The organism is Pelagibius sp. Alg239-R121 (assembly GCF_947331435.1).
Classification (GTDB): Bacteria; Pseudomonadota; Alphaproteobacteria; order Kiloniellales; family Kiloniellaceae; genus Denitrobaculum.
The window spans coordinates 90,035-103,057 of the sequence record NZ_CAMZOF010000001.1 but is presented as its reverse complement, the minus strand read 5'-3'; the positions used below and the strand labels follow the sequence as shown (position 1 = coordinate 103,057).

The following is a 13,023-nucleotide window of genomic DNA, read 5'->3' as shown; positions in this document are numbered from 1 at the left end:
CGTTAAAGAATATCGAGAACCGCTTCGGGCGGGCGTCCCAGTGCAGCCTTTGTGCCTGAACTGACAATCGGCCGTTCGATCAGGATGGGATTCTCGACCATGGCGGCGATCAGGGCGTCGCGGGTCAGGTCAGGATCGTCGAGCTTCAGCTCCTTGTAGATCGCTTCCTTGCGGCGCATCAGTTCGCGCGGCTCCAGACCCAGTTGCTCTAGCAGCTGCGACAGTGTTTTCGCTGTCGGGGGAGTCTTGAGGTATTCGACGATCTCTGGCTCAAGGCCTTCGCCCTGCAGTAAGGCAAGGGTTTGGCGGGATTTGCTGCATCTCGGATTGTGGTAGATCGTGACCACTGCTGTTCTCTCCTGTTCGGCTTGGCCATCCGGTTTTCATCCGATTTGGCCGGCGCGTTTCGATGTTTCGGCCGATTGGATGGCCTGTCGGGAATTTTCTGTCAAGCCGGAAGCGATCTCAATGGGCTGCCGGGCCGCCGGCGTCTTCGTAAAAATGTTAGCCGCTACAAGGTTTTGTTAACCATCCTTCAAGACCTGCCGGGGCACACTCTCCAACCTGAAATTACGATCAAGTCGGGAACTCGCGTCCGCATGTCAGTGGCTCGCAATATTCTGTTGTTCGGACTCTACACGGCGCTGGCAATCGCCGTGGCGGTGGTGGCGCCCTTGCGCGTACCCCGTCTCGACCAGCCGGTTGCGGTGGTAATCGGCTTGCTTATTTTCCTGGCCGGTGCGCTGGTTCACGAAATGTATCAGCGGGTTTCGCGGGAAACCTTCTTCGGGCGGCAAATATTAGCACTTAGGCATACGCAGACCGAACTCCACGAGCAGCTCAATTGGTCGCGGCGCGAAAACAAGGCGCTCGCCGAAGCGGTAGAGGCTGTCGTGCATTCGGCGCGCGCGTCGAGTGGTCCCGGTACTGTCGGTGAGGCCATTACCGAAGTTCGTGTCCTGAAGTCACTGGGATCGGCGCCGTCAGAACCGCAGCAGACGTTGGTCGTTGAACCGGCTGTGTCCGCCGCCCCGCCATCCATCAATTCCGGTCCGGCCGAACCTGGTTTGCAAAGTGCCGACGTCGGCCTCAAAGACGTTTCACCGCAAAAAAACGAAGCCACTGAGGGCGTTCTGCCGACGGTTGTCCGTAACCTGAGTGAAGATGAGATTCTCGAACAGGTTCAAAAGGCTCTCCGGGACGATCGAATCAGCTTTGTTCTCCAGCCCATCGTAAGTATGCCGCAACGCAAGCGGCGCTTTTACGAGTGCTTCTCACGCGTTCGGACCCAAGAAGATCTGATGATCCTCCCGGAAGAGTATATTGCGGTCGCGGAACGCGAAGGGCTGATTACGGCGATCGACAACATGCTGTTGTTCCGTTGCGTTCAACTGGTGCGCAAGATCCAGCGCCGCAGCGACAATCTGGATTTCTTTTGCAACATCTCGCCCCATACCCTGCGGGACGATGACTTTTTTGGCGACTTCGTCGAGTTTCTCGAAAACAACGAAGTCTTGGGGCCGAATCTGATTTTTGAGTTTGCCCAGTCGGAATTTGCGAACTTCGGGGAGATCGAAAAACGTCACCTTCAACGCTTGGCGCGCGTTGGTTGCCGGCTCTCAATTGATCAGGTGACGGATCTGCAGATGGATCTGCCTGCGCTCGCCTCGGCGAACATTCGCTTCGTGAAGATCGAAGCCGAACGACTGGCAGCCGGAACCTCCGAAGTCGATGCCCTGCTCGAAGCTTTTAAGGGCGTTCCGATCAATCTGGTTGCGGAAAAGGTCGAAGTTGAGGACACCCTGCGCAGGCTTCTCGATAAGCAGATCGACTACGGACAGGGATTTCTGTTCGGTGAACCCCGCCTTGCCCGTCCCGCGGCCTAAACAACCGGCGGCTCCCGCCAATCCACAAGCGTTCTTCCCTTGCAGCCATCACTGTGGCACAAGAACGTGTCTTTCCCTTCCGCATTGATTTTAGGTTCAGGTGATCTCGATTCACGACGGCCTGTCGGCCCTTTCCGATAACTACGACGGTTACATCATCGATCTCTGGGGTGTCATGCACGACGGCGTGCAGGCCTTTCCGGAAGCTGTCGACTGCGTTTCGCGCCTGAAGGACGCGGGCAAGCAGATCGCGATCCTTTCCAATGCGCCGCGGCGTGCTGAGGTCGTCATTGCGCGCAATCAAGATCTCGGCATTGCGCCTGACCTTGCGGATGTCGTGATGTCCTCCGGCGAAGACGCCTGGCAGCATCTCAGTGAACGGCCGGACGACTGGTACCGGAAACTGGGCCGACGTTGCTATCATCTGGGGCCGGAACGCGATCTGGGTATGCGAGAGGGCTTGGATTACGACTTTGTCGCGCAACTGGCCGGCGCAGACTTCATTCTCAACACCGGAACTCTTTCCTTCGATCACAAGGTCGAAGACTATGACGATCTGCTCGCGGAGGCTGTCGCACTTCAGTTGCCCATGGTCTGTGCCAACCCGGACCTTGTTGTCATCCGCGGCGGTGTGATGGAGTTTTGTGCCGGCAGTGTCGCTGCGCGTTACGAAGAACTCGGCGGTGATCTACGTTCACACGGTAAGCCTCATCGCGGCGTCTACGAACGCTGCTTCGAGATGATGGGTGCGACCGACCGCAGCCGGATTGCCGGCATCGGCGATTCACTGCGCACGGATATCGCGGGGGCCAAGGCCGTCGGGATCGCCGGTATTTTTGTCGCCGATGGCATCCATAGAAAAGAACTGGACGTAGACTCTGCAGGAATGCCTGCGCCTGATAAGCTCGAGGCTGTGTTTGCTGCGGCTCCGGCAAGGCCGACAGCAGTGCTGCCGAGACTCCGCTGGTAGGCGCAGTCGGCGGCTTCCAGACGAACAGGCTTGCTTGATATTCGGCGCAAAGCTGGGATTGGTACCGGTTTATGGGGAAACGATACAGCCGCACGTTCGTTTGGCACTTTGACGTGCCGCCTGAAAGGCTTTGGCCCAGTCTTGCAGATACCGCCCGTTTCAACGAGGCAGCCGGCCTGCCCAAACACGACATCGAAGAAATTCCCCAAGACGACGGTTCGGTCATTTATCTCGGCCATGTCCGCCTTGGCCCTATCACACTTCGATGGCGAGACTGGCCCGTCAATTGGGTGACCGGACAGTGGTTCGAGCATCGCCGGGATTTTTCCAAGGGACCGCTGAAGAAACTTAACGCCCTGCTGCGTTTCGTGCCTGAAGGCGCGGGCTGTCGCTGCGAATATCACCTGGAGGCAGAGGCGGCGAACCTGCTCGGCCACGTCATCTTGAGTACGAATTTCTTTACCGGTGCGGGCAAGACCTTTGGCCGTCTGGCAGAGGATGCCGGTCGGTTCGCCACGGGTGATCTGCCCATGGCCTTTCAGTTCCAGCCGCCGGTGCCGGACGCCGAGACCCAGGCTCGGATCGACTCCATCGTTACCGCCATCGAAGACTCGGGCCACGGCCACGGCCTGGCACCAAAGCTTGCTGAACTGGTCCGGAGTGCCCAGGAAGTCGATCTCGTCCATCTGCGGCCGATCAAGCTGGCGCGGGAGTGGGAGGCAAACGAACGCAACGTCATCGAGCTCTGCCTCGAGGCGGCCCGCACCGGTCTGCTCGCGTTGCGCTGGGATGTACTCTGCCCACGCTGCCGGGTACCAAAGGCCTCTGTGGCGAGTCTCGACGAGTTGCCGCGCGGGGCGCACTGCGATACCTGCAACATCGACTACGACGGCGATTTCTCGCGCAATGTCGAGCTGAGTTTTCACCCGGCGCCTGCGCTGCGGTCGATTTCGGTGGGCGAATACTGCCTCTTCGGGCCCATGAGCACCCCGCATGTTGTGCTTCAGCTTACGCTCGAACCAGGCGAGACGCGTGAAGAACCCATTGACCTAACTGCCGGACGCTACCGCTTGCGAAGCCTGGAACCTGGTCCGGAACTGGACATAGACCTTGAGGAGGGCAAAGCCTTTCCGGCGCTGGTCGCCGACACCGAAGGTTTCAAGACTGCGGACAGCGATCGAAAAGGCTGCATGACACTGAGCAATCAGGGTCATCGGCCTTTGACCTTGATTCTCGAGGAGCGCCCCTGGGTCCGTGACGCTTTGACTGCCGACCGGGTTACAGCCATGCAGGCGTTCCGCGACCTCTTTTCCGATCAGGTTTTGCGGCCGGGTGATGAAGTCGAGATAAAGCGGGTTTGTCTCCTGTTCAGCGACCTTCAGGGATCGACGGCTCTTTATGGGGCTATCGGCGACGCGCGGGCCTACCACCTTGTGCGCGATCATTTCGCCTTTTTGGCGGCCATTGTGCGGGCCAACAACGGGGCCGTGGTCAAAACCATCGGCGATGCGATCATGGCGGCCTTCGCCGATCCTGCTGATACGGTTCGGGCGGCGCTGGCAATTCAAAACCAGGTCGAATCCTTCAACGCCGGCCGTCCGGACGAAGGCATCGTCATTAAGCTCGGCATCCACGAGGGGCCATCGATTGCCGTGACCCTTAATGGCCGTTTGGACTATTTCGGTTCGACCGTGAACATGGCCGCCCGTCTGCAGGGCACGTCCCAAGGCGGCGATGTGGTGATCTCCAAGAGTCTCGCTGCAGACCCAGCCGTCGGTCCGTTGCTTGAGCCGCTGGACTGCCGGATCGAGACAACCCTTCTCAAGGGTTTCGACGAACCGGTCGAATTTCTGCGCCTTTCCCCGCAAAGCACTGCTACGTACCCTGCCTGAAGTGATCGACGCCGGTAGTGATTCCGGGACGGCAACGCACAGGTTGGACTTGCGCTGCTGGAGCGGCTTATACTGCACCGCAAAAGGTCAATGAGGCGAGACACATAGGGTGTAGATCGCTATGTGATCGATTGGCTCAGACTCAAGGGAACGCGATGGCAGATTTTCCGGACAAGACGATCCAGGATTGGCAGGCCGCTGCCGCCAAGGAACTCAAGGGTGGTTCGTCCGAGGATCTCGTCTGGGAAACCCCTGAGGGAATCGCAGTTAAACCCCTCTACACTTCGGAAGATCTGGAAGGTCTGGAAACCGCGGGTGCCATGCCCGGATCTGCGCCGTTTTTGCGGGGTCCACGTGCGACCATGTACACGGGGCGTCCCTGGACGATCCGCCAGTACGCCGGTTTTTCGACGGCCGAGGCCTCGAACGAATTCTATCGCAAGAACCTGGCGGCGGGACAGATGGGCCTTTCCGTCGCCTTCGATCTGGCGACGCACCGCGGTTACGACTCCGACCACCCTCGCGTCGTCGGCGATGTCGGCAAGGCGGGGGTTGCGATCGATTCCGTCGAGGATATGAAGATCCTGTTCGACGGGATTCCTCTGGACCGCATGTCGGTCTCTATGACCATGAACGGGGCGGTTCTGCCGGTTCTTGCCGGCTATATCGTGGCTGCCGAGGAACAGGGCGTGTCTCAGGACAAGCTCGCGGGCACGATTCAGAACGACATTCTCAAGGAGTTCATGGTCCGCAACACCTACATCTACCCGCCCGAGCCTTCCATGCGGGTGGTGGCTGATATCATCGAGTACACTTCACAGCACATGCCGAAGTTCAATTCGATCTCGATCTCCGGCTACCACATGCAGGAAGCCGGTGCGAATGCGGTTCAGGAGCTGGCATTCACCCTTGCCGACGGCATTGAGTACGTTCGCGCCGCCCTTTCGAAGGGGTTGGAAGTTGATGCTTTCGCTCCGCGCCTTAGCTTTTTCTTCGCAATCGGCATGAATTTCTTCATGGAGGTCGCCAAGCTGCGTGCCGCGCGCTTTTTATGGGCGCACCTGATGCGGGATCTCTTTAACCCCAAGGACCCGCGCTCCCTGATGCTGCGCACTCACTGCCAGACCTCAGGCGTGTCCCTGACGGAGCAAGACCCCTACAACAACGTCATCCGTACGACGATTGAGGCCATGGCGGCGGCTCTGGGTGGTACTCAGTCACTGCACACCAACGCCTTGGATGAGGCGGTCGCGCTGCCGACCGAGTTCTCGGCCCGCATCGCTCGAAACACTCAGTTGGTGCTGCAAGAGGAAACCGGCATCACCAAGGTGGTAGACCCTCTGGCGGGCAGCTACTACGTCGAAAGCCTAACGGCCAGCCTGATTGCCGAAGCCCGCAAGCTGATCGGAGAAGTCGAGGAACTGGGCGGCATGACCAAGGCGGTCGAATCCGGGATGCCGAAGTTGAAGATTGAAGAATCGGCAGCCCGTAAGCAGGCACGCATCGACCGGGGCGAAGAGGTTGTCGTCGGCGTCAACAAATACCGTCTTGAGACCGAGGATGAGATTGATATCCTCGATATCGACAACACCGCTGTGCGTCTCAGTCAGATCGAACGTCTCAACCGCGTCCGCGCGGACCGGAGCGACGACGACTGTCGCAACGCATTGGAGGCATTGACCCATGCAGCTGAATCAGGATCGGGCAATCTTCTGGAACTCGCCGTCCAAGCGACCCGCAAGCGGGCAAGCGTCGGGGAGATTTCAGATGCACTCGAAAAAGTCTTTACCAGGCATCGCGCCGTGATTCGCAGCATTTCGGGCGTCTATGGCTCCGCTTACGAAGGTGATGAGGGATTTGCCCGAATCCAGGAAGAGATCGGTGCCTTTGCCAAGATGGAAGGGCGGCGCCCCAGGATGCTGGTGGTTAAGATGGGGCAGGACGGACACGATCGCGGCGCCAAGGTGATTGCGACCGCCTTTGCGGATATCGGGTTCGACGTCGATGTGGGATCGCTGTTTCAGACACCCGAGGAGGCGGCCCTGCAGGCGATCGAAAACGACGTGCATGTCATTGGGGTCTCCAGCCAGGCCGCGGGTCACAAGACCCTGGTGCCGCAATTGATCGAAGCTTTGAAGACCCAGGCCGCCGAAGATATAATCGTGGTTTGCGGTGGCGTGATTCCACCTCAGGACTATGACTTCCTAATGTCCGCCGGTGTTTCGGCCATCTACGGACCGGGGACAAATATTCCACATGCCGCGCATGAAATTTTGGGTATCGTTAAACAACGTCGCGCCGCGGCATAAACAAAAACGGGGGGGCTTGTGAGGCTGAGCTCGGTCATTACCGGGATCATCGGGCTGCTGGTGACGGCAGCCTGGCTTGGTGCCTGCGCCTACTACGTCGAAACCTTTGTTGGCTGGAATGGATTGCAGCGGCTGCTGCCCCACGAGTTGGCGATGGGAGTTGCCGGTGCCTGCCTGCCGCCAACACTGTTGTGGCTGGTATTGGTTTACTTTTTGCGTGGGCAATTGGTGACCGAGGAGGTGCAAAAGCTGCTTCGCCATTTCGATGCCATGGTCTACCCGGATGATGCGGCCAAAACCCGGGTTCAGCAAATCGGCGATAGCTTGAAGTCGCAGGCCAACGAGCTGACCGAGACGACGGACGAGATCTTCGAACGCATGGACGCGATGCGCCAGTCGTTCAAATCGCAGACCACCGAACTTTCCGGCGCCTCTGTTCGGGCCGCGTCCCAGGCTGAACAGCTCAAGGAGTCGCTCTCCACGCAGGCGAAAGATGTCGAATCCGCATCGACCCGCATCAACGGTTTGATGGCTGCCGCGCGCGAATCCGTCGACAGTCAGTTAAAGGCGCTTGATGACGCTGCGGTCCAAGTTGATTCCATGGTCAGTCGAATTTCCGGCGCCTTGAAACAGCCTGTCGCCGATTTGCAGGCCGCCGCGGATCAGACCATAGCCGCGACCGAGGACGTTGCGACCCATCTGGCACGCCGCAGCGAGGAACTAGGGACAGCGCGCGAAGCTGTGTTGGCATCCGGGGATGCGCTTCACGCGGATCTTGAGCGGGACCTCAGGGCTTTTGCGGGGGCAGGTGAACAGGTCTTTGCCCAGGCACGGCAGTTCAACGAAGCGATGCGGCAGCAGATCGATCTGCTGGGCCAGGTCTTTGACGATACGGATACGCGGGTTGCTGGCGTGCGCAGTGCGCTGGCGGCAGAGCGCGATCAGTTCGGCGTTCTTACAACGGAGCTCGCGGAAACTTCACGGAAAGTCGGCGACGGCCTGAAGGTCGACGCCAGGGATGTGCGCAACTCCTTCGAGCTCGCGGCCACACGGGCGAAGCTGATCACCGAGATCCTGCGAGAGCAGGGTGGGATCCTTCATACGGAGACCGATCAGGTGGTTGACCGCCTGCGGGAGGCGGCTTCCGGCGCAGCCGATGAGATCGAACAGGCCGGTGCGCAGCAAATCGACCGCTTGGCAGATTCTGCAGCAGTGGCACGTGAATCCCTGCGCGACGCAGGTGCCGAGATCGAACCGATGGTTTCGGCGATCGAGGCCGCCGGAACCCGGGCCGTTGCCCAAGCGGGCGAGGTCTCCAAACTGCTCGGCAGTCACTCCGAAAACCTTACCATGCATGCGGAACGGGTCAGTGAACGGGTCGACCGCATTGCTGAAACCCTGAAACTGGGCACCAATAACTTCGATGAAGCGGCGCACAATGCAGTGGCCCAAAGTGCCAAGGTCGTGGAGATTTTCCGCAGCCAGGGCAGGGTCTTGACGCTGGCCGCCGAAACCGCCAACAGCTCGGCAGGTGATCTGCGTGCAGCCGTCCGGGAAGAGGTGCTCGGATTCGGCGAGCTTAGTAAGGATTTCAAAGCACTTCTTCTAGAGGTCAAGGGTACGCTGTCGCAGCAAGCCGAGGCCATCACGGCGGCCTCCAACGCATCGAAAACCACGTCAGGTGAAATCAGGGAGCAGCTCCAGGCACAGGCCGAGGAAGTCAACAAGGTTGCAGAGAGCAACCTCGATCGCCTGGGCAAGATGGCCGACACCATCGATGGCATCTCCCTCAAGGTCCGCACTGCCGCCGACCGCGCGATCTCCCGCGCCGAAGATCTGGGCGGAAATCTCGAGGCCCAGGCCAACGACTTCGGCTCCACCGTTGACAATGCCTTTCAGCAGGCCCGCGATTCCGGTCAGATCTTCAAGGATCAGGGCAAGGATCTGCTCGCGGCGGCCGACGAGGCCGCTATGCAGGCCCGGACGCTTCGGGAAAAGTCAATTGAGGCCAGCCGGGATGTCTTCCTCCGCACGGCAACGGTCATGATGGAGGATTTGAATTCCAGCGCGATCGATCTGAACAAGTTCATCGAAGAAGATCTGCCCGCAGAATTCTGGAAATCCTACCGTTCCGGCGACAAGTCGGTTTTTGCACGGCGCCTCCTTCGAAAGTCGGACCGTTTGGCGTCGCCAGAGATCAAGGCGCGCTATGACGAGGACGAACGCTTCAGGGATCAGGTCACCCGTTACCTGAACCAGTTCGATTCTCTGATCAAGCAGTCCGCAGACTGCGATCCGGAACATATTCTTTCCGCTGCCTTTATGACGTCGGACGTCGGTAAGCTATATCTCTTGCTATCGCGCTCTCTTGGCCGCAAGTCTTAGAGCAGGATCGTTTTTGATCGCAGCAGTCAAGGACGTGAACCGCTCTCTCGCTGATTAATGGAGAGTCTGATCGGCAAACTGCGTAAGAGGGTTTTTCTGAGGCATGCGTAGCCTAGCGTCCAAAACGCTCTCGAGCGATGCCGGGAACGGTGCGGGTTCGACCCGAAAACAACTGGCAACCCTACGGCGATTGCTTCCCTATCTCTGGCCGGTCGGCCGGGCCGATCTTCGTATTCGGGTGTTAATTGCGCTAGCGCTGATGGTCGGGGCCAAGGTCACGACGGTTTATGTTCCCCTCCTCTTACGCTCAGCTGTCGACGCCCTGACCCCGGCCGCCGGACTGGCTGCCAGCGAGCCTTTGATTGTTCTGCCGCTCGGTCTGCTATTGGCTTACGGCCTGGCCCGGATCCTGGGTGTTGCTTTCGGCCAGATCCGCGATGCGGTTTTCTCCAAGGTTGCCCAGCACGCGATCCGCCAGGTGGCTCTGCAGACCTTCGAGCATCTGCATCGTCTGTCGCTGCGTTTCCATCTCGAGCGTCAGACCGGCGGGCTGACCCGTGCCATCGACCGCGGCACCAAGGGCATCGAGTTTCTGCTTTTCTTTGTCCTGTTCAACATTTTGCCGACCGTTCTGGAGATCCTCTTCGTCAGCGGCATTCTCTGGTATCTCTTCGATTGGCGGTTTGCGGCGGTCACGATCGTCACCATCGCTCTCTACATTTTGCTGACTTTCCTGCTGACCGAATGGCGCATCAAGCTGCGCCGGCGCATGAACGACGCCGACAACGACGCCACCACCAAATCGGTCGACAGTCTGCTGAACTTCGAAACAGTGAAGTACTTCGGCAACGAGAAACACGAGACCCAGCGCTTTGATTCCGCGCTCAAAAGCTATGAGCGTGCGGCGATTGACAGCCGAGTCAGCCTTTCGGCCCTGAACGCGGGCCAAGCGATTGTGATCTCGATCGGTGTGGTCCTGATCATGATCATGGCCGCCATGGGGGTCGTTGCCGGAAACATGACTTTGGGCGACTTTGTCATGGTCAACGCCTACCTCATTCAACTGGCCATGCCGCTCAATCTGCTGGGCACGGTGTATCGGGAAATCAAGCAGGCCTTGATCGACATGGAGGTGATGTTCGATCTCCTGCGGACCGGCGCCGAGATTGTCGACCGGCCGGATGCCGGATCTCTGGCACCCGAAGGCGGTGAAGTCGTTTTTCGGAATGTAAGTTTCGGTTATGACGCGCGCCGGCCGATCCTGCGTGACGTAGACTTCACCGTACCTGCCGGCAAGACCGTCGCCATTGTAGGTCCCAGCGGTGCCGGCAAGTCCACCATCAGCCGCCTGCTGTTCCGATTCTACGATGTAACGGATGGTCAGATCCTGATTGATGGCCAGGATCTGCGCGAAGTCACCCAGGATTCCCTGCGCGCGGCGATCGGTATCGTCCCGCAAGATACGGTGCTCTTCAACGACACGGTCTACTACAACATTGCCTATGGCCGGCCCGATGCAGGCAAGGAAGAAATCGAGGCAGCAGCCAAGCTGGCTCGCATTCATGAATTCGTGCGGGGGCTACCGGACGGTTACGGCAGCATTGTCGGCGAACGCGGCCTGAAGCTCTCCGGCGGCGAGAAGCAACGTGTGGCCATCGCCCGAACCATTCTCAAGCGCCCGGCTATTCTGTTGTTCGACGAAGCCACGTCTGCCCTCGACACCAAGACCGAGCGCGAGATCCAGCGCAGCTTGACCGAAGTATCTCGGGACCGAACCACCTTGGTGATCGCACACCGTCTCTCCACGGTCGTTGATGCGGACGAAATTATAGTTCTCGATGCCGGCCGGATCGTCGAGCGTGGTCAGCATGAGGAGCTGCTGGATCGGGAAGGCCACTACGCCACCATGTGGCGGCGTCAGCAGGAAAGCGCCCTCCAGCGTCGAGAAACCGATCACGCGCCACCTCTGCAGGCTTCACCGCCTCTGCCTCTGGATGTAACTTGAGGTAGGGTATTGTGGAGAGGAGAAGGACATGACACCCCGCCTGACCCACATAGCACTCCATCTGCGTGATCTGGAGGCTTCGATCGGCTTCTACCGCGACATCTGCGGCATGAACATCGTTCACCAACGCGAAGATGAGGGCACGCGCGTTGTCTGGATGGCCGAACCAGGCCGCGAGACGGAGTTTATCTTCGTCCTGATTCCAGGTGGACCGGGCCGTGACCAGGCCGAAAACGACTTCAGCCATTTCGGCTTTGCGCTCGACAGCCGGGATGCGGTCGACCGGGTGGCAGAAGTCGCCGAGCGCGCAGGCTATCTCGCCTGGCCGCCACGGCAGGAACCCTATCCGGTCGGATATTATTGTGGTGTGCGGGATCCCGACGGTAACTTCGTCGAATTCAGCTATGGTCAGCCTCTGGGGCCAAGCGATCCCGATACAGGCTCCGAAGGAGGAGCTTCTTGAAGCCAGTGTTAAGCGACGGGGTGTTGGCCGGCGACCGCCGTGCCCTGGCCCGCGCCATCACTCTGATCGAATCCACGCGGCCCGATCACAGGGGGGATGCCGAGGCCTTGCTCGCCGATCTGTTACCCCAAAGCGGGAATTCAATCCGGGTGGGAATTTCGGGTGTGCCCGGTGTTGGAAAGTCGACCTTCATCGAATCCTTTGGTCTGCATCTGATCGCCCAGGGTCATCGGGTGGCAGTGCTCGCGGTTGATCCGTCCTCTCAGCGCACGGGCGGGTCGATCCTTGGAGACAAGACCCGCATGGAGCAGCTCGCGCGCAATCCGGCCGCCTATATCCGCCCATCACCGGCCGGCGGAACCCTGGGTGGCGTGGCCCGGCGTACGCGAGAGGCGATGCTGATTTGCGAGGCAGCTGGTTTCGACGTGGTGCTGGTGGAAACCGTGGGGGTCGGACAGTCAGAGACCGCCGTTGCAGATATGGTCGATCTCTTCCTCCTCCTGCTTTTGCCCGGCGGTGGCGACGAACTGCAGGGCATCAAGAAGGGCATTGTAGAGCTTGCCGACATGATCGTGGTGAACAAGGCCGACGGCGACCTCGCCCCGGCTGCCAGACGCGCGGCGGCGGAGTATCATGCCGCCCTGGGCTTTCTGAGACCCGCCAGTGCGCGTTGGAAGCCGCCGGTGCTGCAATGCTCAGCACTGCACCAGACCGGCATTGACGAGATTTGGGCGCGCATTGTGGCGTTCCGGGAAATCATGACTGACAGCGGGGAGCTTAACGATAAGCGCGCGCTGCAGGCCAAAACCTGGCTATGGAGCGAAATCAGCGATACTCTGCTGAGGCGCCTCCGGGAGCATCCGGCTGTTGCCGAACGCCTGGAAAGCTTGGAGAATCAGGTCATGCAGGCTCAAATCAGCCCCGCGTCCGCTGCCCGGCAGCTTCTCTCGGCTTTTCTCGGCGAGACAGTGAGAGCCGAAGACTGAGGTAAGGGTAAAACGGTGAATTCGGCGAAATCTTCAGCGATTCCCGACTGAATCTCGCGCGGGGCCGGAATCCCCCTTTTTCACCTTGACGCCTGGGGATAGCTGCCGTAAAAACCGCCCCGCACCG

Annotated in this window: 9 protein-coding genes; 8 read left to right on the top strand and 1 reads right to left on the bottom strand. The window is 59.6% G+C overall.

Translation table 11 applies throughout. From position 1 onward, the window contains the following. Positions 1-2 precede the first annotated feature (2 nt). A complete protein-coding gene (gene arsC, locus QMZ18_RS00425; protein WP_282604252.1) occupies positions 3-347 on the bottom strand; it encodes an arsenate reductase (glutaredoxin) in 345 nt (114 codons plus the stop codon). A 252-nt stretch (positions 348-599) separates the two neighbouring features. On the opposite strand from arsC, the gene QMZ18_RS00420 reads away from it, so the two are divergent. The 8 genes from QMZ18_RS00420 to meaB all read left to right on the top strand — a co-directional run bounded on the left by QMZ18_RS00420 (position 600) and on the right by meaB (position 12,896). Further along, positions 600-1,886 carry an EAL domain-containing protein gene (locus QMZ18_RS00420; protein WP_282604251.1) on the top strand — a complete coding sequence of 429 codons (1,287 nt, stop codon included), beginning with the start codon at positions 600-602 and terminating at the stop codon, positions 1,884-1,886. Positions 1,887-1,986: 100 nt separating this feature from the next. Next, the gene (locus QMZ18_RS00415) at positions 1,987-2,856 is read left to right on the top strand and encodes a TIGR01459 family HAD-type hydrolase (protein ID WP_282604250.1); all 870 of its coding nucleotides are present in this window, start codon (positions 1,987-1,989) and stop codon (positions 2,854-2,856) included. Between the two features lie 71 nt (positions 2,857-2,927). Further along, positions 2,928-4,748: an adenylate/guanylate cyclase domain-containing protein gene (locus QMZ18_RS00410; RefSeq protein WP_282604249.1), complete on the top strand. Its 1,821-nt coding sequence runs from the start codon at positions 2,928-2,930 to the stop codon at positions 4,746-4,748. Positions 4,749-4,903: 155 nt separating this feature from the next. After that, positions 4,904-7,057: a methylmalonyl-CoA mutase gene (scpA, locus tag QMZ18_RS00405; protein WP_282604248.1), complete on the top strand. Its 2,154-nt coding sequence runs from the start codon at positions 4,904-4,906 to the stop codon at positions 7,055-7,057. 18 nt (positions 7,058-7,075) lie between these two features. Next, positions 7,076-9,442, top strand: a complete 2,367-nt coding sequence (locus tag QMZ18_RS00400) for a hypothetical protein (protein WP_282604247.1) — start codon at positions 7,076-7,078, stop codon at positions 9,440-9,442. A 103-nt stretch (positions 9,443-9,545) separates the two neighbouring features. Further along, entirely contained in the window at positions 9,546-11,447 is a 1,902-nt protein-coding gene (locus tag QMZ18_RS00395) for an ABC transporter ATP-binding protein/permease (protein WP_282604246.1), read from the top strand. A gap of 28 nt (positions 11,448-11,475) precedes the next feature. Then, entirely contained in the window at positions 11,476-11,910 is a 435-nt protein-coding gene (locus QMZ18_RS00390; protein WP_282604245.1) for a VOC family protein, read from the top strand. Further along, complete coding sequence (gene meaB, locus QMZ18_RS00385; RefSeq protein WP_282604244.1) at positions 11,907-12,896, top strand: methylmalonyl Co-A mutase-associated GTPase MeaB; 990 nt, start codon at positions 11,907-11,909, stop codon at positions 12,894-12,896. The genes QMZ18_RS00390 and meaB overlap by 4 nt, the downstream gene beginning before the upstream one ends. Positions 12,897-13,023: the final 127 nt, after the last annotated feature.

Excerpts from the sequence above, each read along its gene's own strand:
- QMZ18_RS00420 (WP_282604251.1), top strand. The coding sequence starts at position 600 with ATGTCAGTGGCTCGCAATATTCTGTTGTTCGGACTCTACACGGCGCTG.
- QMZ18_RS00410 (WP_282604249.1), top strand. The coding sequence starts at position 2,928 with ATGGGGAAACGATACAGCCGCACGTTCGTTTGGCACTTTGACGTGCCG.
- scpA (WP_282604248.1), top strand. The coding sequence starts at position 4,904 with ATGGCAGATTTTCCGGACAAGACGATCCAGGATTGGCAGGCCGCTGCC.
- QMZ18_RS00395 (WP_282604246.1), top strand. The coding sequence starts at position 9,546 with ATGCGTAGCCTAGCGTCCAAAACGCTCTCGAGCGATGCCGGGAACGGT.
- QMZ18_RS00390 (WP_282604245.1), top strand. The coding sequence starts at position 11,476 with ATGACACCCCGCCTGACCCACATAGCACTCCATCTGCGTGATCTGGAG.